Origin of the sequence: Bacteroides sp. NSJ-39 (genome assembly GCF_014287315.1) — a bacterium.
In the GTDB taxonomy this organism is placed as follows: domain Bacteria; phylum Bacteroidota; class Bacteroidia; order Bacteroidales; family Bacteroidaceae; genus Bacteroides; species Bacteroides finegoldii.
In genome coordinates this window covers 14407-39354 of sequence record NZ_JACOOB010000025.1, presented here as the reverse complement: position 1 = coordinate 39354, position 24948 = coordinate 14407, and the positions used below count along the sequence as shown (strand labels likewise).

Sequence of the window (24948 nt, the reverse complement as noted above, 5' to 3'; positions counted from 1 at the left end):
GCTTCCTTTGCAACGGAAGTCGGACAGACCGTCAGGCTCTGTTTGTTTCTTCCGTTATTTACTAATTTAATCACTTAGATATATCAACATGAAAAACATTCTGCATGGAAATGGTAGTCTGGGAAGGAAGATGCAATCTCTCTTTTTGATGACTCTGTTCGTATTACAATCTACCCTGTCGCTCGCACAGAACCGAACCGTGACGGGAGTGGTAGTAGATGAGAAAGATGAACCAATTATCGGTGCAAACGTCACAGTGAAAGGTACTTCCAAAGGAACGATTACAGACTTGGACGGTAAATTTGTGATTTCCGCTCCCACGAATGCCAAACTTCTGGAAGTATCTTTTATCGGGTACAACACCCAGACTGTTACAATCACCAGTAAAACTCTCCAAATCAAGTTGACCGAATCTGCCATTGCACTAGATGAGGTTGTTGCTATCGGTTATGGTAGCGCAAAGAAAGGAAATGTGACCGGCGCTATCGCTAAAGTCAATGCTGAGAAACTGGAAGACCGGGCAACAACCAACATTGCCTCTTCACTGCAAGGACAGTTAGCCGGTGTGGAAGTACGCAGCACTACCGGAGAACCGGGTTCGGAACTTCAGATTCGCGTACGTGGAGCCGCTTCGATCAATGCGGATGCTACCCCATTATATGTGGTGGACGGCATTCCCGTAGACGATCTAGGCAGTCTCAATCCGGGTGACATACAATCTATCGAGGTATTGAAAGACGCTTCTTCATCGGCAATCTACGGTTCGCGCGGTGCCAACGGAGTTGTTTTGATCACAACCAAGCAAGCGAGCGCCGATGATAAAGTAAAAGTACAGTTTCAAGCTTCTTTCGGTATCCAATCATTGGAAAGGAAAGTGGATGTCCTGTCACCGGAAGAGTGGATTGAATTCCGCACCGCATACAATAATAACCGGTATATTTCCCAATACGGAAGTAAAGGAGCTACTATTGAAGACGACTACGCCACCCGTCTGGCAATGATAGGAGGCAAAGAAAGCTATTATTTCCTGAATGACCCGCGCTGGACAGAACCCGGCTACGGCAACTTGCAGCTGATTGACTGGCAAGATGAATTCTTCCGCCTGGCACCGATACAAAATTACCAATTGTCACTTTCAAGCGGTCGCGGCAATACCAAATACCGTGTATCTTTGGGCTATACCGACCAGAAAGGTATCGCTATCGAAAGCAGTTACAAACGTCTGAACTTCCGTGCCAATGTAGAGTCTAAACTATTCAACCGGATTACCGTCGGAGTGAATCTGGCGCCTTCTGCCAACTGGAGTGACGGCGGACGGGTAGACGGCAAGGACCGCCAGGCAACCAACGTTCTTACTATGGTGCCCGTTGCGGAACCGGAAGACGGTATATATACCGGTTCAGGCTCCAAAGGTTATTATCGCTGGACCAGTTCAAGCAAGGTAAGTCCCATCGCATATATGGAGGAAGTGACCAATCATGGTGAAAGTGTCCGTTTTAATTCCGCTGCCTATGTGAAAGCGGATATATGGGATGGGCTGAAAGCGGAAGTTACCGGTTCCTACAATTTCAGCAGTACGCAAAGCCGCTCATTCATTCCGAGCAGCGTCACCAAATACAGAACAGACAGCGAAGGGTACAAAACGACTGCAAGCCGTTCGGAAGCACGCAGCAGTAAATTCCTTCTCCAAACGATTCTGCATTATAACAAAACGTTCGGCAGGCATACTGTCGGAGCGATGGCAGGTTATTCGATGGAAAGCTCCGGAGGCTCTTCCAGCAAATTAAGCGCTACGCAGTTCCCTGATAATTCTCTGGAAGTGTTCGACATGGCAGATGTAGTGCTGACAGCAGCCGCAGCTTCTTTGTCCACCCCTTCCCGACTGATGTCCTACTTCGGACGTGTGCAATACGAATATGATGACCGTTACCTGCTGACAGCCAGTATCCGTCGCGACGGTTCTTCACGTTTCGGTAAGGAAAACCGTTGGGGAGTCTTCCCTGCCGTTTCTGCCGCTTACCGCATCTCAAACGAGAAATTCTGGCCGAAAGACTTCTTTATGAACTCTCTTAAAATACGCGGAAGTTGGGGAGCCAACGGTAACAACTCAATCCCTACCAACACCGCCCTTGCCAAACTAAGCAGCGCCAATTACTCATCCGGAAACATCATTAACGGTTTTGCACCGACATCACTTGCCAATCCGGATCTTGGCTGGGAAAAGACGGAAAGCTGGAATATCGCATTCGATATGGGAATGTTCAACAACCGTATCTTTCTATCTGCCGACTATTATGTAAAAACAACCAAAGACCTGCTGTATCAAGTTACTGTTCCCGCCTTGCTCGGTTTCACCCAAGCTTGGGGAAATATCGGTTCGATCCGCAATAAAGGTTTTGAACTGGAGCTGACTACCCAGAACCTGACGGGAAAACTGAAATGGACGACTTCTCTGAATGTATCTTACAACAAGAATAAAGTTCTCAGTCTGGGAGATGACAACAGCACCGTATTCACCGGATACGACAAGACGACACAAGTGTTCATGGTAGGCCAGCCTTTAAGATCATTCTATATGTATGATGCGGTCGGTGTGTATCAGACGCAAGCCGACTTACAGAAATACCCTGTCATGCAGAACACCAAAGTCGGTGATGTACGCTATCGGGATGCAAACGGTGACGGAGTGATCAGCGACAGTGACCGTACATTGATGGGGAAACCTGATCCGGATTATACTTTCGGTATGACCAATACTTTCAAATACAAGAACTTCGATCTTTCCATCCTGATCACAGGACAGACAGGCGGACATATTTACGGAGTATTGGGACGTGCAATGGACCGTCCGGGTATGGGCGCCAATATCAACGTGCTTGCACATTGGAAAAATATGTGGAAATCGGAAGCAGAACCCGGTGACGGCAAGACTCCCGGTATCGACAATGCCAACACCGGACAATTCTACGACAGCCGCTGGCTGTACAGCACCGATTTCATCAAAATCAAGAATATTACATTGGGCTATCGTCTTCCGTTCAAAAAGAAATTTATTCAGAACGCACGCGTCTATCTGTCGGGAGAAAACCTGCTGATGTGGGATAAGTACGACGGCGGATTCTCGCCGGAAGCCAACAACGCCGGTTCAAGCGGAGACTACGACTACGGTTCGTACCCGCAGGCAAGAGTCATCACTTTGGGCGTTAATGTTACATTCTAAAAAAGCAATAAACTATGAAACTATATAAATATATCATTTGCGGAGGACTGGCGCTGACATTGACTCTGTCCTCTTGTGAAAGCTGGTTGGAAGTAGAACCCAACGATACACGTACCACTGATTATTTCTACATCACTCCCAACGAAATGGAGCAGGCATTGATCGGTATCTACAACGGTCTGCTGCCGATTGCCAATTATTCATGGATGTTGTCGGAAGTTCGTTCGGACAATGCTTGGGTAGATAAAACCACCGACAAACAGCGCGACTATATCGACATAGGTACGTTTAATCCCAATATATCCACCATCAGCACCCTTTCGTCTGCATGGAATGATTTGTATGAAATCGTAGCGCGTGCCAATATGTTCCTCAGCAAAACGGACGGTGTTACTTTCTCCGACGAAAAGATAAAGAATCAGTTTATCGGTGAAGCCAAATTCCTCCGGGCATTGGCTTACTTCGACCTGGTTCGTTACTTCGGACATATCCCCATCGTATTGGAACCTGTATCGGTGAATGAAGCAATGACCATCAAACAGTCAAAACAAGTCGATGTTTACGAGACCGCAATTGTCCCCGATCTGGAAGATGCAGTGAGAAAGCTGGTAGACACTCCCTTGAATTATCAGGGAAACAATGCTTCTGCCGGACGCGCCACCTTAGCCGCTGCCAAATCGTTGCTGGGACGTGTTTATCTGACAATGGCAGGATATCCCGTGCAAGACGAATCCAAGAAAGCATTGGCGGAACAGCTATTCAGTGAGGTGATAGACTATGCCCGCGCCAATAATAAATATTGGGCACAAACGGGTGACGAATGGCAGAAAGTGTGGATCAGCGACAATGATAACAAATACCATATTTTTGAAATTCAATACATAGCTTCCAAAAACTATGGTAATCCGATGGTGTTCAACTCGGTTCCGCAAGTGAATGATTCGTATACAAAACTGGAAATGTCCGGTAATAGAATATGGTGTGAAGCCAGACTGGCAGGACGTTTCAAATTAATGGATACGGAAGGGGTGTCTTTGGATATACGTTGTCCGAGCACGATTTACACGGATGATTTCGTGGATGACGACGGTGTGCCTTATACGGGCGGTCCTTTCTTCCAGAAGTTCTTTGAACATAAGATGAAACGCAAGATGCTAGGTTACGAAGATATTGATGCACAGATTGCAGACCGTACCTATTTCCCTATCAATTATCCGATAATCCGTCTTGAAGATGTAATGTTGATGTATGCCGAAATTGTAGGACCTACCGATAAAGCAAAATCATTGGTCGATGATATTTGCGAACGTGCCGGTGTCCCAACCGTACCCGATCATGTTACTCCCGAAGAATTTGCCGAAATTGTAGACTGGCAACGCCGTCTTGAACTGGCTTCCGAAGGCATTCGCTGGCATGACCTCGTACGCCAAAACCGTTATGTAGAGGTATTGCAGGAAATGTTCAAGTTTAATGGCTCGGACGAGAACGGCGTGATTAGCAAACCGGAAACATACGAACTATATAAATTGGTTACAAAAGACTCATATATCTATCCGATACCCGACTCGCAAATGAAGGTAAAAGAAGGGCTATATGAACAAAATAAAGGATATAATTAGACGATACAATACCGGCATTCATTTATTAAAAGGTTGATAAGAAAAGTCCTCCGGTCTGGTTCTACGGATCGGAGGACTTTTCTTTATTATTATATTTTTCTTTATTATATAAGGTTTACTTGTATCAATTCCCCTTAGCTTTGGAACGTAAAGACCGTATGCTTTATCGGAAACATATAGACGAGGTAAGCACTTCTCCCGCACAGACTAATCGTAAACAGGCAGAATAATATAGAAGTAACAGGCTGATGAACAGACTGTTATCCAAAAAGTGAAATTTTATTTCCCAAAAGAGCGAAAACGACCTTATGTTTTCTGTAAACTTACTTTAATTTAGGGACATTTTCATCATTAAGTATCTGATTATAAGCGATGTGACATTTTTGTTTTTCCCCGTATAAAACTTAAAATAAAGACAATTTTGTTGCACTGAAGAAATAAGAATGGGGAAAACTGTCCTTACATACAGCTTTCCCCATTCTTATAAGAAATGAATCTTCTTTTATTTTCCTATGGCACCAGCCCAGTCTTTGGCAAAGCGGAAATTACCGATATTTCCTTTAAACCCATTACGGTTTCTGAGTGCGACAGACTTCAGACCTGCTTTCAAAGCACCTTCTTCACCAGTAACTACTATATCAGCTTTTGGCTCGCTCTGTCCCAATTCCGGATCTACAAATAATGAAACTTCATTCTTCGTATAGTCTACCTTCAAGACCAATAAATGAGTTTTATTATAATCATAAGCCATCGGAGCTTCAGCACGTTCTTTCAACAATCCAACTGCAAATTTGATTTTATCATTTCCTTCGCGTCTCACATATACCTGACCACGATTTCCACCACCTACATAACTGGCACTGGCAGCCAAGAAGTCGGCCAAGTTTGTTCCGACTTTAGAGAAATTCGCCAGACAGGCAATATAATATGTACCTTTAGAATATACTTTTCCGGATTCAACCAATGAATATACGCTGACACGAGAGCCTTTCACACCTTGCGGAAAACCCAAAGTGATAGATGGCCCCGCTTCACTATATCCCTCATAAGTCAACGCCTTTCCTATCGTAGGGCTTACCGATCCTTCAACCGGTTTAGAAGTAAAACCACCACACCAAGTATCTACGTTGATAGGCGCTCTTTTATCATTATAAACTGTTTTCTCCAAAACATCACCTTCTTTATAACCTTTCAATAGGTCATTCTTAACGATTTGAGCCTGACTGCCTAATGCTACAGCAGCTAAAGCTATTGATACAAATACTTTTTTCATCATTTTCTTATATTAATTCATTCAAAAAGCAAAAGTAAAACGAAGATATGCCGTTCTAGTAGACTTATAGGCTCTAGCTTCCTTGATACTTTTTTCTGTTACTTTACTATTGTATGCATACATCATTTGGTTGTTAAATTCAGTACTTGACCAATAACCTAGTTGTTTATCATTAAGTACAAAATCCATTTCCTTTTGCTGCATTATTTCTAGCTTCTGATTCACTATATCCTTATTTTTATAAAGTATAGCCAATTCCTGAATAGAAGGGATAAACCAGTTTGTCGTCATTTCAGGTAGTAAACAATTATCACGATATCCCTGTAAACTTCCAATATTAATATATTCAGATCCAGGTGCTTGTTTTACTATAGTTTCTATTACCTTTGTGTTATTATATCCAAGCATTTTTTCAAACTTACTTGGAATTCCATAATCTGCTATTTGCACATTGAAAAAAGAACTCTGCAAAGATAGTGTTTCAAACCATTTACCAAACTCTATACTTTTCTTTTCCGTCTCCCAATAAATACGTTCATCTTCTCCATCAGTCAAAGCAACAACAAAAGCATGATTACATGCAGGATAGTCACGTTTCAATGCATCTTTAGTCACATCTCCATATTCACCCTCATATAATTCAGAAGGAAAAGTTTTTCCCACATAATAAACCACACCAATACATCCTTTGACCGGAGGATTTTCATCTGTCACAGAGACAATGTTACCATCTGCATAATAAAAATCACCCACCTGCAAATGATGTTTCTTTTCCTGATGACCACCATCAACAACGAAGCGTTTATATTTGCCTTGTTCCATTTTACCTTCTGTCACTAGTGAACATTTCTTTCCATTATAATACCCTGTAATCGTTTCTGCAGACGACGGTTTTCTCAACAAGCGATACTCATCCTTAGCTGCATCATAATAAGGCAATATTTTCTCTTCTCCTATCTCAAACGAAATACTCGCCGGATTCGGTTTCGCAATATAAGGAGTTTCTTCCGGAAGTACCGTTCCCTCTGCATCCGTAAATAGATAATGTGTAGAAGGCAACTTCACCACAACCAGACTCATACGATGCGATAATTGAAAACTCAATGAATAATTTCCATTTTCACCAATTAGCTCCGTCTTACCCGAAGTCATTAAATCCTGTTTTGCGTACTCTTTCTGGTCACTTTGTGCATTAGTCAAATTCCAACTATCTACAAGAGGAGCAAAGAAATCCTCTCCCTGCAAATCAGTTTTACCCGTCATATCTGCTTGATAAGGATAATACGCATAAAATACTACGCCTTCCAAGCTTTCATCATATAATATCGGCTTACCCGACCAACTAGAACCATTGTAAGTGAGCAGCATATTATTTATTTCATCCATAATCACACCATCCTTCACTGCGAACAGTCCTAATTGATCACCTTGCGTGAAGGTAGTCACAAATCCGTCGTCAACCGTGCGCGTCTGCGATTCACTACTTACCAACCCTGTATCAGCCACATTCAATACAACCAGATTTTGCTGATTTACTTGTGTTTCTTCATCCTGTGAGCAGCTTGCACAACCCAATGCCAACACTGCCAACAACAGCTTTTGTATAAATTTATATTGTTTCATATCCGATTCTTAGTTTTGAATATTACTCTGCATCATCAGTTCCTTCCACTGATTCATCATCACCATCCCATGACGCTGAATTCTTCTCTACTTCCACCACGAGTCCCGGTTTTCCTACTCCTACATTATATGTATACTGGTGTCCGCTTTCCAAAATTCCTTCACCATTGCCCGGTGTATGAGCAAACTTTCTCCCATCTTTCAACTCTACCTGAAAAAACAATTTACCTGACATATCCTGAGGAACCGTCAACATCTGATAAGAAGCGACATAATCTTTTCTAACCTCCGATACAAACGGATGCATCACGGAAGTCTCCACACCCTCTGCAGGGCTGATCTTCCCTTCGGAAACAGTTGCTTTTGTCACAGTTCTTACAGTAAATACCGCACCTTCCAAATCTGTCTCTGATACCGTATCGTCATCTCCTTTTACATTAATAATCAACTTAACCGTTCCATGACGGAAAGTAAGTTTCCGATCGCTACGGAATTTCATCTTTTCATACGCATAAAGGAAATCCGCCTGATTGTACGCCTCTTCAGTAGTCTGATCTTCCGGTACAGTCCATCCGGTCAGCAATGTCTCCGAAGCCGGATACCAGGCAAATAAAGTCTCTTCCTCCGTAGTTGTGTACCAATAAAGAGGATCGTTATTCTTGGCTGTCATTTCCTTGGAAGCCGAAACCTCATATAATTTCTGCGTAACGCCATCATAAAGAGATATTTCCTCTCCACCATTCCAAGAGGTCTTTTCTCCAATAGCACGGGTAAAGGTCATATCCGCCTTTTCCGCCATCAATTCTACCGGATACTTATTATTCTGAAAGTCATCTTCTGCCATATCGGTACACGCTCCGAAGAAACCTGTTACCATCAATAAGCAAGAAAGGGCTAATTTATTTCTTTTCATACCGTTCTTTTTTTGAATCCTTATCATGCTTTATTCACTCTGTCACTGACGCTGTCACATCCTTTTCATCTTCCTCAACCCAATCGGCAATTTCAGCAGTCTTAATAGTCATGGCAGGATTTTCAAATGTCACATTGTAAGGATATGCATGACCGGCCAACAGATTTTGTGCAGGAACATATTCAGTATAAGTCTCATTGTTCATTCTGACTTCCAACAACACACTTTCAGTCATTTCTTGCGGGAACAGGATGATGGAAACATTCATTTCCCCTTCCGACGGTTTGGCTACATCCACTGTCAACTCAGAATCAGGAGTAGCTCCTTCTTTAGCAACCGCCTCTCCGGTATTCACATCAAATGTACCTTCCAGTTGCAGACTTTTCAGATGTACAGTCATATCATTCAATGTAGCACCATTCTTTGCTGCGAAACGAAGAATGATTTTAGCCATCCGATGTGTAAAATTAAATGTTACGGGAGAATCCGCATATACTTCGGTAGCCTCTGCGAAAAGGAAGTCAATCTGAGGTTGTTTATCGGCAGACTGGTCCGCTCCGCTTATTTTCTTTGTTATCACTCCTTCTTCTCCCGGCAAAGTACCGTTCTCTCCCTGATAAGGATAATACGCCGCCAATGTGTATGCGCCATCACCCTTCAAACGGATATTGTTATCCACAGAACCTTCGTTCACAACACGGAATGCATTGCCATTGTCTTTACGATACTGAATATTGATATAAGTATCGACTGCATTACCACTCGTCGGTCCGTCCACAGTGACTCCGATACGGTCGTCAACTCCCCAGTTTGAGCCGACAGCACGGGTATTCTGAACATCAGTCGCATCATTGATAGTTCCCAAAATCTCGATTGGATTATAAGCACGGTCCGCTTTTCCCGATTCATCATCACTACAAGCTGTAAAAGCCAATGATACTGCCATAGCGGCAGCCAGATACATGTTTTTCATTGATGTCTTCATTTTTAAGTTATTATTTTCCGATTGTTTTTTGCAAATGTAAGCCTACTTATCGAAGTGCACAATGGACGATTGTACGCAAATGACTTGGTAATCATCCATTGCTTCCCCTTTAATTGCCGTCCGGTTTTTCTATCTCCGTAAATGGACATAAATTCCATTTGAAGGTTTCAAATTTATCCGGTTGGGCAGGGTTGAATCCTTTATAATCTGCTCTCAAATAATTGACAATATCCAATTTTGCCTTTTTCATTCCTTCCACCACACACTTCGCAGTCTCATAAGCGCCATACGTGCTGAAATGAGAATTATCCTTGAACTCTCTCGTTTGTCCGGGAAAAGTTCCTGCCGGATAGTGAACATATAATTTCATGGAGCCGTCAACTCCTAAAGCATCACAAAGCATGGTTGTCATCCCATTAAGCTCTATCAAAGGAACATTCTCCTTTTGTGCTACCCAACGAATAGCGTCCGGATATTCCCCATGTGTATTTACAGATTTTCCTTCTTTGTCAAAACGACGGCGACAAGTAGGAGTGACCAGCACCGGATTGGCTCCCTTAGCACGGGCCTCATCAATAAATATTTTCAGATTATAGACAAAAGAAAAGTAAGCCCCTGTTCCCGGTTGCTTCTGCTTTTGATCATTATGACCGAATTCAACGAGAAGATAATCTCCTTTTTTAATCTGGGACATGATTTTTTTCAAACGGTTGCCACTGATAAAAGTATTAGCGGACAAACCGGATTCGGCATGATTGGCTATACACACTTTATCCGTGAAGAAACGGGGAATCATTTGTCCCCAAGCTCCCCAAGGTTCATTGTCGTAGTCTACAACCGTTGAATTGCCACAAAGATAAACGGTCGGAACATTCTCCACAGGTTCTATTATTAAAGAGTTCAAACGGGGAGATTCTCCGTTAAATTCCAGTGTCAGTTTATCATCCCAATTAAGTTTATTCTTCTCACGGGATTTGATACGTACTCTCTCTTTCCCGGATATTTTAATATTACGCTTATTAATTGTAAACGTCTCTGTTTTCAATTCCCCTTTCTTGGTAGACAGGTTCTCTATAAACAAACGGCGCGACTCACCACGTACCGTAGTGCTGGAGGGTTCATTCTTACTGCCTATGACCACTGTCACTTTATAATTTCCATCAGGAACATTCACCGAGAAGAAGAAAGGTTTGTTACTTTTGCCATCCCATGCGGGTTGCAAATCATACCCATAGCCTTGTTCATTGTTAAACAAAGTCTGAGGCGTAACCTTCAAATACCCCTCCTTTACTTTCTTATCCGAACTAAAATCGAACTTATAGGTCTGCTTTTGGGCAACACATATCGTTGCAACCAGTAAAACATTTAGCAATAATGCAATCTTTTTCATTATATCTGAATTATTTAAAGTTGAACATTTCATCGCGTTCTCTCAATTATCGCAAAGATAGCGGGAATCAAGTAATCGGATAATGGAAAATTATACGTTAATGCAGGGAGGATTATCCATTCACGGCTTTTCCTGTCCCCCAAAAGCCTGGTTCTTCTACATATATACAAAAACGGTTGAAAGCCAATGCATCTTTTCCGATGAATTGTTTTCAACCGTTTCAATAAAATACAGTTGGTTTCTTTATTACTTAAAGAATGCTTATTTCAGTTTATACACTTCAGTTCCGGCAAGCAGGAAACAACCTACACCGTAATCTTCAAAATCAGGCACACTCTTATAAGTCACCGGTTGTCCGTCTTTCGGCTCTTTACCCGTCCCTTGAACATAACCCAAGAATCCGTTCGGATGAACAGCGTCTTTTACCATAGCATTCCATGCTTTCAAGAGAATGGGCAGGTATTCACTACGGTCCAACAAGCCATTACGCACTCCCCAAGCCATTCCATATACAAAAAGAGCCGTTCCGGAAGTTTCTTTTCCACCGAAGTTGGTAGGATCATGCAGGCTGACATTCCAGAAACCATCTTCACGCTGGCATTTCTTCAATGCCTTACTCATGGTAAGGAAATCATTTATATAATCCTGACGATGCAGCTCGTCTGACGGGATTTCGTTCAGCACACGTACCAAAGCGGCATATACCCATCCGTTGCCACGACTCCAATAGCAGTCTTCACCGTTCGGTTCCTTATAAGGAGGGTTAAAATCCTGATCGCGCCACCACAAGCCATCCTTCTGATTGAACATACCTGTTTCGTCATGCTGGCTGCGTGTATAGTAATACATATCCCACATCTTATCATAATATTTCTGCTCTCCGGTCATTTTTCCGAATTTGGCAAAAATAGGCATTGCCATCTGTACGGCGTCAATCCACCACCAGTCATTGACTTGCGGAGTATTTACCATCATATCAATGGATAGTTTGATATTCTTAATCATCTCCGGTTGGGGACAGATATTATATAAATCGATATAGGTTTGTCCGCAGCAATGGTCATCGGCATTGCGGGTAGTGTTGCCATTACGCATTCCCCATTTATGGAAAGCTGCCCAATCATAAGCATATTCATAATAATCCTCGCGCGGATAGATAGAATGGAGCGACATCAGTCCTTCATAATAAACACCTCGTGTCCAGATATTGCTCGGACGTACACGGCCGTAAAAACTGGGAATCGTGTAATCGGCATACTTTTTCATAAAGTAACCGTTCACTTTTTTCATGACTTCCAGCGTTTCCTTCCGGTCGGGCAAAGATTGGGCACTGACAGAAACCGTCAACGCAAGAAAGAATAAGAGCACTAAATTATTTTTCATGTGTATTCAAAATGATTAATTAAACTTCATGCCGCAAAAGTAGATGGATTAATCGTACGAAACAATGTACATTTGTACATAATTCTATGTATTAGTACAAATATGCATTTTTTTAAGGAAAGAATGCCGTAATTTAGCAACGTGAAAAGAAACAGCCTCACAAAGCTAATGATACATATATAAAAACATGAAGAAAAATACACTATTGATAGGTCTCCTGCTTGTCAGCGGAACCTTAGCGGCACAAGATTGGCCGGCAGTCCAAACAGAAGCGCGTCCCGGCAGCAGATGGTGGTGGATGGGAAACACAGTCGATATTCCCAATCTGACTTACAACATCGATGAATATGCTAAAGCCGGGTTGGGAACATTGGAAGTGACTCCAATCTACGGAGTACAAGGAATGGACGACAAAGAACTGAAATTCCTGTCACCCGAATGGACGGCTATGTTAAAGCATACCCAGGCAGAAGCAAACAGAAACGGTATGCAGATTGATATGAATACCGGAACCGGCTGGCCTTTCGGAGGACCGGAAGTTACGTTGGAGGACGCTGCCACCAAAGCCATATTTCAGGAATACAAGATAGAAGGAGGGGAAGAAAACATTCTCAATCTGGAGGTAAAAGCCCCTAAGCAAGCAAAGGTTGCAAAGTTGAATAAAGTTATGGCCTACAATGCACAGGGACAGAAACTGGATATTACCTCAAAAGTAAAAGATTACCGGCTCACATGGAAAGCTCCCAAAGGAGAATGGCGAATCATTGCATTATATATAGGAAAGACACAGCAAAAAGTAAAGCGTGCCGCTCCCGGAGGAGAAGGTTATGTAATGAACCACTTGGATAAGGGAAGCGTTAAACGTTATCTTGACAAATTCGACAGGGCTTTTCAAAGAGATAAGGTCACTTACCCCAAAACATTCTTCAATGATTCGTATGAAGTGTACCAAGCCGATTGGACACCTACCCTATTGGAAGAGTTCGCCCGCCGAAGAGGATACAAATTAGAAAACTACTTCCCCGAGTTTCTGGATGAAAAACGATCGGAAATAACTACACGCATCATAACGGATTACCGGGAGACGATCTCCGACTTACTGATTGAGAACTTTACCCGGCAATGGACTGCATGGGCACATAAGCATGGAAGTATCACGCGTAATCAAGGGCATGGTTCACCCGCCAATCTGATTGATGTATATGCCTCCGTAGATATTCCGGAATGTGAAGGTTTCGGACTTTCCCAATTCCATATCAAAGGATTACGCCAGGATTCACTTACCCGCAAGAACGATTCGGACATTTCAATGCTGAAATATGCCTCTTCCGCTGCCCATATCACAGGAAAGCCATATACATCCAGTGAGACGTTTACCTGGTTGACGGAACATTTCCGGACTTCACTGTCTCAATGTAAACCGGATATGGATCTGATGTTTGTCTCCGGAGTGAACCATATGTTTTTTCACGGCACCCCCTATTCTCCCAAAGAGGCGGAATGGCCGGGCTGGTTATTTTACGCCACTATCAATATGTCACCGACCAATAGCATCTGGCGTGACGCCCCGGCTTTTTTCCAATACATCACCCGTTGCCAGAGTTTCCTGCAAATGGGTAAGCCTGATAATGACTTCCTTGTTTATCTTCCGGTATATGATATGTGGGAAGAACAACCGGGACGGCTTCTCTTATTCGACATCCACCAAATGGCCAAGCGTGCTCCGAAGTTTATAAAAACCATCCACCAGATAACCTCCAATGGTTACGATGTAGACTATATTTCGGACAAGTACCTCCAGAATACCCGCTACGAGGGAGGAAATCTCCGTACAGAAGGAGGCAGTAACTATAAAGCAATTATCGTGCCCGCTGTAAAATATATGCCGGAGAAAGTATTGGCACATCTAGTCTCATTGGCAAAACAAGGAGCAACAATTGTATTCATGGAGAATTATCCTAAAGATGTTCCCGGATTCGGTAATCTGGAAAGTCGCAGAAATGCTTTCACAAAAGTTCAAAAACAACTTCCCGACATCAGCGATTTTAACCAAAGCATTAGCAGTTCATTCGGAAAAGGACATATCATAACCGGTACGGATTATGCTGCGACATTAGGTAAATGTAAGGTAATGCCTGAAGAGATGAAGACAAACTTTGGTCTGCAATATATCCGCCGCCAACACAGCACCGGACACCATTATTTCATCTCTTCTTTGCAAGACAAAGGAGTAGATAATTGGATTACTCTCAGTGTTAATGAACCAACAGCCATGCTGTTTGATCCGATGACCGGAGAAAAAGGAAAAGCGCAAACCCGGATAAAGGACGGAAAGTTACAAGTATATCTGCAATTACAGTCCGGCGAAAGTGTGATTATTCAAACATTCGATCATCCGGTTGAGACTCAAGCATGGAAATATATCCAAGAGCAACCTGTCAGCCTCAGCCTCGACCATGACTGGACGTTGCGTTTTGTACAAAGTACCCCCGCTATCGAAGGAACTTTCGCTATCGATAGCCCGACTTCATGGACGGAAATCAACCATCCGAACGCAAAAATCAATATGGGCACAGGGTTATACAGTCTTGAGACAGTTCTGCCTGCGCTGAACGCTGATGATTGGATTCTCGATCTGGGAGATTTGCGGGAAAGCGCCCGCATACGCATTAACGGTAAAGAAGCGGGAACTGTCTGGGCCGCACCTTTCCGGTTAAAGGTCGGCAAATATCTGCAACCGGGCAAGAATCTGATTGAGATTGAGGTGACCAATCTTCCCGCTAACCGTATTGCAGAATTGGACAGACAAAACGTTCCCTGGCGCAAGTTTAAAGAAATCAACTTTGTAGGACTCAACTACAAAAAGAATAAATACGACAGTTGGGAAGTCCTTCCTTCAGGCCTCAATGGAGGTGTGAAACTGATTCCGATAACTACTTTGTAACCAACTTCTTTACTGCATCCTTCAATCCTTTGGAGGATGCAGTTATTACTACCTCGCCACCGGAACGGTCCGAACGTAAGATCGCCATGATGAATCCTTTATGCAACTTCTTCGTATTTCCGGTAAATAACTCATCTGTAAAATGATCCCCATTGTCCACAGCAATCAGCCTTGCAGCCCCCGAAACCTTAAAAGTAACCTCGTCTTTAGTATCAGGTACTACCCTTCCTTTATTATCCACCGCATATACCTTTACATATTGTAAGTCCATCCCATCCGCTTTCCAATCCTCCGGATTCTCTACCACCATTTTCAAAGCAGTCGCCTTACCGGTCGTTTCCAACCTATGACGTGCCACCTCTTTTCCGTTATTCCGGGCAACTGCTATGATATTTCCTCCTTTACCGTATGGTATGTTTTCCCAATAAATGATATTGCGCCGGGTGATATCCGTCCGGTCATTCTTACGTATCCCCATAGATTTGCCATTAACCAGCAATTCCACTTCATCGGTGTTGGTATATGTATATAAGTTCTGCATACTGCCCGTTGCCCAGTTCCAATGAGAAGCCAAAGATAAACTTCCCACCATAATATCATTCCATTCAATGGCTTCCTTGCCATTATCCATCACTCCGATATGCACCAAAGGCTCTTCGCAGAAAGCACTCTTTATCAGATAGGCTTGCGGATAAGGTTCCAGACAATGATTGAAGAAAGAAAAGTTCCAGCCTTTCTTCGACCATCCGTTCGATTCCCCCCAATACTCGATAGCTCCCCAATAGGCGAGTCCCACCATCTTATCATGATCCATGCCAAAGAAAGGAGCAGCAAGCTCATTCGTTGTAGCTTCGCTCTGATATACGGTCATGTGCGGACACTTTTCCAGATATTGGGCATAGTTCAGATAACGATAATTGAAACTTGACACTTCTGTTACAGTTGCCAGCTCGGGAGGATATACTTTGGTGTTAAATTCCGGTTCATTCTTTCCGATAGCTCCGGCACGTGCCGGAAACATAGCCACAGTCGTTTTACGAGTCTTATCATAACGTTTGACAAGCACATCGAAGATACGGTAAGTGGTGACACCCCAATCACCGGTAGGAAATCCGGCTAAGTCTTCCCGCATCTGCAATTCATTTCCCAAACTCCATAATATAACAGACGGATGATTGCGGTCGCGTTTGATCCATTCGGGAATCATCTGATACCATAGTTGTGTGAAAGGAACTCTACCACCCCAATAGCTATTGTCGCTCCATTTATCAATCAGCTCATCCACTACCAAAATACCATATTTATCAGCCAGTTTCAAGAACGACTCGGAATAAGGGTTGTGAGACGAACGAATGTGATTATAACCGAACCGCTTCATTAGCTGAAACTGCCGCTCGATAGCTCTGTCAAAAGCGGCAACTCCTACAGCTCCCAAATCATGATGGTTGGAAATACCTTTTAGGAACAATTTTTTGCCGTTCAGTTTAAATCCGAAATCAGGAGAGAACTCTAACGTACGAATGCCGAATGTCTCCGTCACACAATCAATAACTTTACCATCCTGCACCAAAGAAACTTCAGCAGTATAAAGATTAGGGGTCTCACAAGACCATAACCCGGGACTGTCTACCGTTACTATCGGAAGAGAAACCTCAACTGTTTGTAATTTCGATTTTTGAGGAGCCTTCCCTTTCGTACCGGCAACCGTTTTTCCGTCAGGAGCCAATATTCGGGCATTGATTTCAATATCCAGACTTTTATTGCGAATTCCTTCCAACTCTACTTGTACACTGACTTCCGCCCTTTGCTCCGTGATTTTAGGAGTTGAGACAAATACGCCATGTCTTGCAATGGCAATGGGATTCTTGATGACCAAATGAACATCCCGAAACAAACCACCGCCCGTATACCAACGCGATCCGTCTTTTTTGCCCGTTGAGGCCCAGACAGCCACTACATTATCCTCATCATATTTAAGCAAATCAGTAATATCCGTTTCAAAACCAAGATAACCATAATCGGTACTCCCTACCTTCCTGCCATTTACCCAAACATCTCCAACAAGCATAATGCCTTCAAAGTCAAGCAAGACACGTTTACCCTTCCATGCAGGATTTGCCTTAAAATGTTTACGATACCAACCTGTCCCCATAGCTTTAAAGCCACGTGCCCCTCCGGCGGACTCATCCCACGTTTGCTCTATCTGGAAATCATGAGGCAAATCCAGCACACGCCAATCATCATCATCATAAGTTACCAATTGAGCTTCTTTCAAATCACCGGCCCGAAACTTCCAGTCAAAATTAAATAATTGCGATACACGCGGCTGTTCTTGCGCAAAGACTAACACTGATTGCAGTACTAAAAAGGATAATAGAATAAAATTTTTCATCTTAGATTGTTTTCTTAGTATTATTCTTAAATAATTGTACGGATGATCCATATAATTATCATTCACCCAACAAAGATAAACCGGAAAATCATCTATCCCTATATAAATTCTACCGAATACATATAAAATAATACACTTACAACTTCCTCATGTACTATTTTTCATGAAATCCGCACATATATCCATAGAAATGCTAAATCATATTCCCTACTTTTGCATAGTTAATATAATAAACTCAAATATCATGAAGAAATTTCTTTTTTACCTTTTTACTTTAGGACTCTTTTCAAACTATGCTTTCAGTTCAGATAGCATTTACGTCGCCCGATATAAAGGAGACAAAGCTTGTGCCATCAGTTATACCTTTGATGACGGATTAGCAGAACAATATACATTGGCTGCTCCCCAACTGGAGAAACGGGGATTTCGGGGAACTTTCTGTGTGAATGGCGCCAAAGTCAACAAAGACAACAAACACATCACAGATACCACACGAGTGACCTGGACACAGTTAAAAGAAATGTCCGACAAAGGTCATGAAATCACAAATCACGGATGGGCACATAAGAATTTCTCCCGTTTTCCCTTAGAGGAAATCCGGGAAGATATAGTAAAGAATGATAGTGCCATATTAGCCAATACCGGCGTCATGCCCCGTACTTTCTTTTATCCCAATAATAACAAAAAAGAAGAAGGCAAACGAATTGCCGTACAGAACCGGGTAGGAACAAGGACCAAACAACGTTCCATAGGAAGAAAATCCTCTCCACGAGACTTGGAAAAATGGGTGGCGACATTAATTGCCACAAATGATTGGGGAGTGGGTATGACACATGGTTTGACGTATGGTTACGATGCCTTCCCGAATCCACAACGTTTATGGGATCATTGGGACAAAGTAAAAGCTATGGAAGATAAGATCTGGGTAGGTACTTTCCGGGAAGTGGCAGCTTATACCAAAGAACAGAAACATACGCGCCTGGACATTCGCCAACAAAAGAAAGGACTCATCATAACCCCGCAACTGGATCTGGATAAAGAGATTTTCACAGAACCGCTTACAATGGTCATTCAAAAAGAAGGTGTCAGAAAGATGACAGCCAGACAAGGAAAGAAAAAACTGGCAGTTCATAAAATTGGCGATAAATTCATATTCGATTTTAATCCTTTCGGAGAAGCAATCAAAGTTTATCTTAAATAAACAAGAAGGAGGGTGATAAAAAAAAACGCAGGATTAACGCAAATTATCGTATTATTTCAGTTATTAATCAACGACTTATAACATTATTTCTGCGATAATTTGCGTTAATCAGCGTTTTACTTTTGAATTTCCATCCACCCCGTTAGCGTACCTCTTGCGAATTGACCTTTACATTCTTAACTACAAAACGGTCAACAATATCCTTATCAAACTGGACTTTCTTCGCCCGGATATCCAGATCCTCAAAACAAAAATCGGACAACCGATATTGGTCAGACTTTTTCACATTGAAGAAAGTAGTACAATCCAGATCGATATTACGCATAGTAATATTATTAGAATATGAGATAGGGATATCTTTCCGGTCTCCTAAATTATAGAACTGAGTCCACGGCGCCACATAGATAAAATCTCCGGCATTTCCTTTTATATCTTCCACCAAGATATATTCGTATTTCTGCGGAGTATCGGGACGCATTTTTAAATGCAGAAGAATACGTGCCTGATCCATCGTACTGCGACGGAATATTACATTGCGGTTATGTATTGACTCACTCCCGCAGGTCAAAGCACTGTGACAATAACCATATCGGCAATCTTCAATAACAATATCATAGTTGCCGCCATTATTGACATCTTTGTCCGCCCAAGGACCTTTGCCTCCCTTTAATGCCACCGCATCATCGCACACTGACATATAACAATTCTTTATCAACACATTGTTACAGACATCCAGATCAACAGCGTCCGTACTCGGGGCCTCCATCGGTTTGCGGGGAGACGTTATATGAAGATTCAATAGTTTCACGTAACTGCATTTATAGTAATGAGTAGTCCAAAACGGAGAATTGGCAATACTGATTCCTTCTATCTGAACATTCTTGCAGTTAGACAAATAAATGATACGGGGACGCTGCTCATCCATATTCGTACAGTTCGGATTCCACTCCCTACGCAACCAAAACGCTTTCCAATAACGGAAACCATTGCCATTGAGCATACCTTTTCCAGAGATAGTAAAACCGTCAATGCCGTCTGCATTAATCAAAGCTGTATAATACTTTACCGTTTGTCCTTCCATGCGGGTAAGCTGAATTCGGAAATCACCCGCATCATCACTTCCTTTCAATACGGCATTTTCTTCAAGATACAAATGCGTCTTCGGTTTAAAGAAAAGCGAACCGCTTAAAAAAGTCCCTTTAGGAATTACAATGACTCCCCCACCATTCTTCGCCGCCCGGTCAATCACATTCTGTATCTGTTCGGTTTGTAGTTTTGCACTGTCATTAACTACCCCATAATCTGTTATCCTATACTGCTTACCGAGCGAATTTATATTCACGCTCTCATTATTCCTGAACCAGTCAGGAATCAGTTTACCATCAGGGAACTTATCTTGTCCCCAAACCTGCAAGCAGCAGCAAAGTGTGATAAATGCAACAATCAATTTCATCTTCGATATTACTTTTTTTGATTAAACTTGTACATTGCAAAGTTATCACATCCACCGTAAATAGGAATGGACTAAAATAACAGAAGAATGCACTTTTGTACATTCTTCTTTAATAATTCATATAAAATCGTTCATTCCTATTAGTTTTCCGGTCTATTTTCTTCTTGTTCACCGGATTTCTCTTCCGGTAGCTCTTCCTCCGGTACAGCATCTCCGTCTACTCCGCGCTGATACACAGAAGGCGCTACACCAAAATGCTCCTTAAAACATTTACTGAAATAGAACGGACTATTAATCCCTACCCGATAAGCCACTTCCGAAACCGTCAACCGTTCATCCGACGATAATAGCTCGGCAGCTTTCTTCATACGTACTACACGTAGATATTCATTAGGGGAATAGCCTGTCAAGCCACGTAATTTTCTATAAAATACCGTCCGCCCCAATTTCATAAATTGTGCAAACTCATCCACAGAGAACTCCGGTCGGGACAGATTACGCTCCATCACAATATCCAACCTTTTGGCAAACTCTTTATCCCGGTCGGTAGCACAAATCGTAGTGCGCACTCCCTTCTCACTGGAGAATTTCTCTTTCAGTTTATCACGCTGTTCTATCAAACGGAATACCCGTGCCAACAATAGTTTGATGCTGAAAGGTTTCGCAATGTATGCATCGGCGCCGGCCTCAATACCTTCCAAGTGTTTTTCCGCAGAATTCAATGCCGTCAACAAAATTATCGGTATATGACTGGTTGCAAAATCCGTTTTCAGCTTCTTTGTCAACTCAAATCCTGTCATTCCCGGCATTAGCACATCACAGATTATCAAGTCCGCATCATACGTAGTCGCTTTTTCGAATCCGGAAATTCCATCGGCAGCTACTTCCACCTCAAAATACACGCCAATCTCTTCCTGCAGGAATTGACGGATATCATTATCATCCTCAATGATCAAGATTTTCCGTTTATTCAAAGGAGTCGTCATTTTATCCTGTTCGGGCAGTTCTTCCGGCAATTGTTCCAAATGGTGATTCCAGCTATCCGCTTCTTGCAACAGCACATTACCGGCAACCAGAAAATCTTTCTCTTCATAAACTGTCTTATCTGTCGGAATACACACCGTAAACACAGAACCGCCACCTTCGTTATCTCTATACTCAATAGTCCCCTTATGTACCTGTACCAGTTCATGGCTCAAATGCAAACCTACTCCAATACTGTCACCGGAGAAATTACTTTGCATAAAACGTTTGAATAACTCATTCTGCTTCTCTTTCGGAATACCGACTCCCGTATCTGAAACCTGAATCTGCAAAATCTTCTTCACCTCATCCACATTTACAGACAGGATAATAATACCCTTAGAAGGAGTATATTTAAATGCGTTGGAAAGCAAATTATAAGTCACCTTATCCAAGTTACCCTTATCAATAAACATTTTGTAAGAAGGGACGGAAGGCTGGAATCGAAAATCCATCGCTTTTTGTTCCGCCACATCACCGAAACTCAGAAATATCTCGTAGAGGAAAGAAATTACATCCGTCTCTTCAAGGGAAAGAGCCAGTTTATTATTCTGCATTTTCCGGAACTCAAGCAACTGATTAATAAGGCGCAGCATACGCTGAGTACTCTTATCCATTGTCTTTAACGGATGTACCAACTCACGCGGAATATCAGTCACACGCTGTATCTTTTCCAAAGCCCCGTGAATCAATGTCAGAGGGGTACGGAACTCATGAGATATGTTTGTAAAAAACACAAGCTTGTATTCCGTCAGTTGCTTTTCTATATTGATACGGTTGCGTAAGCTATTGAAATTATGGATAATACGGAAGGCAAGATACAGGGCTATAACCAATACCAGAATATAACCGAATACCGCCCAATTAGTCTTCCAAAACGGAGGAACCACAACAATCTTCAAAGTAGTCTCATTTTCATTCCATATTCCCGAGCCATTGCAAGATTTTACATGCAACAGATAGGTTCCCGGATTGAGATACTTAAAAGATGCGAAATTAAGAGAAGACGGAGCACTCCATCCTTTATCATAATTCTCCAGCCAATACATATATTTCGTACGTCCGCTATCCGAATAGTCCAGTGTTGAGAAGTCTATCAGAATGGAGCTTTGATAATATTTCAAAGAAATCTCGTCCGAATAAGCCAGTGACTGTTGCAAAGGCGAATCCTCCATTTCGGGATTCATCTGGATTCCATTCACATACAAATTAGTGAAAACAACCGGAGAAAAAGAATCATTGTTTTGTATCTTCTCCGGATCAATGACAATCATTCCATAGTTTGTTCCAAAAAGCAACTTGCCGTCTTTTCCCACACAAGCACTGTTCTCACTATATACATTTCCTAAAGTATAAGAAGAGAAATAATAATTATCAGAAGAATGAGTAACCGGATTAAACTTCGAAATACCATACTCGGTAGCCACCCATAAGTCACCGTTTTTATCTCCGAGAATGGATTGGATAACATCGTTTACCAACCCTTCGTCTGTTCCGTAATTCTCATATTTCAGCAAATCATAGTTTTCTTGTGGTTCACAAAGATTCAATCCCGACCCCGACGTACCAATCCACATACGCCCCTTATCGTCCCGATAGATACATTTAATCTCATTACTACAGAATTTACCGTTCGTGTAGCTGAACAAATGATAATTATCGGCATCGGCAATCAATGAGTCAGGATGGAAAATGCATATTCCCTCGCTGGTTCCCACCCAAACCATACCGTTCTCGTCTTCTTCTATCACACGAACCATCCGCAGGCCCAACCTTTCCTGAAAAAAGTGCCTGAATTTATATCCCCCGTCCGCAGTCGGTTCAGCCAAATCAAGTCCTCCCCCGAAAGTACCTACCCACATCCGGTCTTTCCGGTCACGATAGATCGAAAAGACATCATTAGCGGATAATGTAGTCGGATTCGAAGGATCATTGACATACCATGAATCCGCTATCTTTAATCCGTTTCCACGAGTACCCATCCACATTTTCCCTTCTTTATCCTCAGTAATGGCATAAATGTTGGAATGAAAATACTGATTTGTTATCTTCGAATGGAAATCCGAGTCAATGGTATACAGTCCTCCCCTACGCGTACCAAACCAGATATCTCCGTCGGATGTCTTAGTCAGCATACGAATGGTATTCGAACGGTCGAACAAATCGGGAGATTCCGGATAAATACGAGAAGTACCTTCGTTCAAAACAGAGATATGGGATAATCCGGAATACTCCGAACTTACCCAGATTCCACCGGAACGATCCTCCATCACATAAAGCAGGAAATCTGAAGCGATATGACTTTTATCGTTTATATTAGCCAGAAAATGTTCCAATTTATCCTCAGCCGTATCATAGGCAAAGAGACCATTACCATACGTAGATATCCAGATAATGCCACGCGAATCGTGCACAATATGATAACGCTCAAAATCGATATAGCTCAACTTGTCTTGGGGAATCAACCGGAATTCCTTTATTTTTCCACTATCGGCTGTGATATAGGTAAGACACCCTGTGTGATTAAAAATCCAGTAATCACCACGATTGTCCATTGTTAATTTGCCATGTTTGATATTCAGGCGGGAATCCGCAGCTATTTCTCCGGTACTGAAATCATACATATACACTCCGGTAGTAGTAAGGATCACCCATTGGTCCTTCAACAGAAAATTCCCGGTAGGTGATGTTTTTCCCGCAATAGAAGCAATAGAAGCACATTTTTTCATCTTTTGCGTAGTAGCCTGATAGCAATAGACATCTCCCTCTTCCGTCAGAAAATACATATCATTCTTATAGGACTGAGAAAAAGCAAAATGAATCAACCGGTCTTCAATCCTGTACTGACCGTTAGAAACGGATACTAATCCGCTCTGTGTCCCAATCCATATCCGTCCATCCGCACCCTCACTGACAAACCGCACTCTATTGTCCGGCATATTACCCCGTTCTGTTTTAAACACAGTCGATGTCATCTCTCCGTTATCCTTATGAACGATTCTCCGACAACCATTTCCGGAATGCCATAACCACACATCACCATTGTTCGCTACGAATATAGCCGAATAGTTCTGCCTCAAATCTCCGCAACCTGTATAATCAACGAAACGTGCACGCTGCAGGTCATAGCAACTGATCAATTCCGGTGTCGTAGAAATCCATAGAAAGCCATCCTTGTCTTCTGTAAGGTCAAAAATACGGTTATCAGACAACGATACTTTATCTCCGGCTTGCGGGCGGAATGTCAGAAACGAATTACCATCATAACGGCTCAGTCCATTCAAGGTTGCCAGCCATAAGAATCCTTTAGTATCCTGATATATATAGCGAATAGAATTGTTGGGCAAACCATCACTTGTTCTCATTTGTGTAGAGCGAAGTTCAGTCGCCCCGTAAATGTTCAGCACAAGACCGATAGATAAGATGAAGAATAAGATATGTCTGTTTATCATAATAGATTTTCAGATTAATAATGAATTAGACAGGCAAAAGTACTAAAAAAACAACACACAAAGGTACAGGCCATAGC

The 24948-nt window shown here is 42.4% G+C and carries 13 protein-coding genes; 4 read left to right on the top strand and 9 right to left on the bottom strand.

Annotated features, from left to right (window positions below; genetic code table 11):
* The first annotated feature begins 88 nt into the window (after positions 1-88).
* Positions 89-3220 carry a TonB-dependent receptor gene (locus H8S63_RS18400; protein WP_186927593.1) on the top strand — a complete coding sequence of 1044 codons (3132 nt, stop codon included), beginning with the start codon at positions 89-91 and terminating at the stop codon, positions 3218-3220.
* 14 nt (positions 3221-3234) lie between these two features.
* A complete protein-coding gene (locus tag H8S63_RS18395) occupies positions 3235-4839 on the top strand; it encodes a RagB/SusD family nutrient uptake outer membrane protein (RefSeq protein ID WP_186927592.1) in 1605 nt (534 codons plus the stop codon).
* 502 nt (positions 4840-5341) lie between these two features.
* Here H8S63_RS18395 and H8S63_RS18390 read toward each other — a convergent pair.
* From H8S63_RS18390 to H8S63_RS18365, 6 genes are all read right to left on the bottom strand, one after another.
* On the bottom strand, positions 5342-6112 hold the full coding sequence (locus H8S63_RS18390; protein WP_022276127.1) for a hypothetical protein: 771 nt from the start codon (positions 6110-6112) through the stop codon (positions 5342-5344).
* A gap of 21 nt (positions 6113-6133) precedes the next feature.
* Positions 6134-7735: a fimbrillin family protein gene (locus H8S63_RS18385; RefSeq protein ID WP_186927591.1), complete on the bottom strand. Its 1602-nt coding sequence runs from the start codon at positions 7733-7735 to the stop codon at positions 6134-6136.
* Positions 7736-7757: 22 nt separating this feature from the next.
* Entirely contained in the window at positions 7758-8648 is an 891-nt protein-coding gene (locus H8S63_RS18380) for a fimbrillin family protein (RefSeq protein WP_022276129.1), read from the bottom strand.
* A 34-nt stretch (positions 8649-8682) separates the two neighbouring features.
* Complete coding sequence (locus tag H8S63_RS18375; protein ID WP_055278520.1) at positions 8683-9621, bottom strand: fimbrillin family protein; 939 nt, start codon at positions 9619-9621, stop codon at positions 8683-8685.
* A gap of 121 nt (positions 9622-9742) precedes the next feature.
* A complete protein-coding gene (locus H8S63_RS18370; protein ID WP_007751059.1) occupies positions 9743-11023 on the bottom strand; it encodes a rhamnogalacturonan acetylesterase in 1281 nt (426 codons plus the stop codon).
* A gap of 261 nt (positions 11024-11284) precedes the next feature.
* The gene (locus tag H8S63_RS18365; RefSeq protein WP_007764909.1) at positions 11285-12406 is read right to left on the bottom strand and encodes a glycoside hydrolase family 88 protein; all 1122 of its coding nucleotides are present in this window, start codon (positions 12404-12406) and stop codon (positions 11285-11287) included.
* Between the two features lie 187 nt (positions 12407-12593).
* Here H8S63_RS18365 and H8S63_RS18360 point away from each other — a divergent pair, with 187 nt between their 5' ends.
* Positions 12594-15350: a glycosyl hydrolase gene (locus H8S63_RS18360; RefSeq protein WP_186927590.1), complete on the top strand. Its 2757-nt coding sequence runs from the start codon at positions 12594-12596 to the stop codon at positions 15348-15350.
* Here H8S63_RS18360 and H8S63_RS18355 read toward each other — a convergent pair.
* Positions 15340-17742, bottom strand: a complete 2403-nt coding sequence (locus H8S63_RS18355; protein ID WP_186927589.1) for a glycoside hydrolase family 2 TIM barrel-domain containing protein — start codon at positions 17740-17742, stop codon at positions 15340-15342. The genes H8S63_RS18360 and H8S63_RS18355 overlap by 11 nt on opposite strands.
* 244 nt (positions 17743-17986) lie before the next feature.
* Here H8S63_RS18355 and H8S63_RS18350 point away from each other — a divergent pair, with 244 nt between their 5' ends.
* Positions 17987-18943, top strand: a complete 957-nt coding sequence (locus H8S63_RS18350) for a polysaccharide deacetylase family protein (protein ID WP_186927588.1) — start codon at positions 17987-17989, stop codon at positions 18941-18943.
* Between the two features lie 142 nt (positions 18944-19085).
* Here H8S63_RS18350 and H8S63_RS18345 read toward each other — a convergent pair whose 3' ends face one another.
* Positions 19086-20396, bottom strand: a complete 1311-nt coding sequence (locus tag H8S63_RS18345) for a glycoside hydrolase family 28 protein (protein ID WP_186927587.1) — start codon at positions 20394-20396, stop codon at positions 19086-19088.
* Between the two features lie 140 nt (positions 20397-20536).
* Complete coding sequence (locus H8S63_RS18340) at positions 20537-24871, bottom strand: hybrid sensor histidine kinase/response regulator transcription factor (protein ID WP_186927586.1); 4335 nt, start codon at positions 24869-24871, stop codon at positions 20537-20539.
* Between the last annotated feature and the right edge of the window lie 77 nt (positions 24872-24948).

Coding starts and splice junctions, on each gene's coding strand:
- H8S63_RS18400 (WP_186927593.1), top strand. CDS start 89: ATGAAAAACATTCTGCATGGAAATGGTAGTCTGGGAAGGAAGATGCAA.
- H8S63_RS18395 (WP_186927592.1), top strand. CDS start 3,235: ATGAAACTATATAAATATATCATTTGCGGAGGACTGGCGCTGACATTG.
- H8S63_RS18390 (WP_022276127.1), bottom strand. CDS start 6,112: ATGAAAAAAGTATTTGTATCAATAGCTTTAGCTGCTGTAGCATTAGGC.
- H8S63_RS18385 (WP_186927591.1), bottom strand. CDS start 7,735: ATGAAACAATATAAATTTATACAAAAGCTGTTGTTGGCAGTGTTGGCA.
- H8S63_RS18380 (WP_022276129.1), bottom strand. CDS start 8,648: ATGAAAAGAAATAAATTAGCCCTTTCTTGCTTATTGATGGTAACAGGT.
- H8S63_RS18375 (WP_055278520.1), bottom strand. CDS start 9,621: ATGAAAAACATGTATCTGGCTGCCGCTATGGCAGTATCATTGGCTTTT.
- H8S63_RS18370 (WP_007751059.1), bottom strand. CDS start 11,023: ATGAAAAAGATTGCATTATTGCTAAATGTTTTACTGGTTGCAACGATA.
- H8S63_RS18365 (WP_007764909.1), bottom strand. CDS start 12,406: ATGAAAAATAATTTAGTGCTCTTATTCTTTCTTGCGTTGACGGTTTCT.
- H8S63_RS18360 (WP_186927590.1), top strand. CDS start 12,594: ATGAAGAAAAATACACTATTGATAGGTCTCCTGCTTGTCAGCGGAACC.
- H8S63_RS18355 (WP_186927589.1), bottom strand. CDS start 17,742: ATGAAAAATTTTATTCTATTATCCTTTTTAGTACTGCAATCAGTGTTA.
- H8S63_RS18350 (WP_186927588.1), top strand. CDS start 17,987: ATGAAGAAATTTCTTTTTTACCTTTTTACTTTAGGACTCTTTTCAAAC.
- H8S63_RS18345 (WP_186927587.1), bottom strand. CDS start 20,396: ATGAAATTGATTGTTGCATTTATCACACTTTGCTGCTGCTTGCAGGTT.
- H8S63_RS18340 (WP_186927586.1), bottom strand. CDS start 24,871: ATGATAAACAGACATATCTTATTCTTCATCTTATCTATCGGTCTTGTG.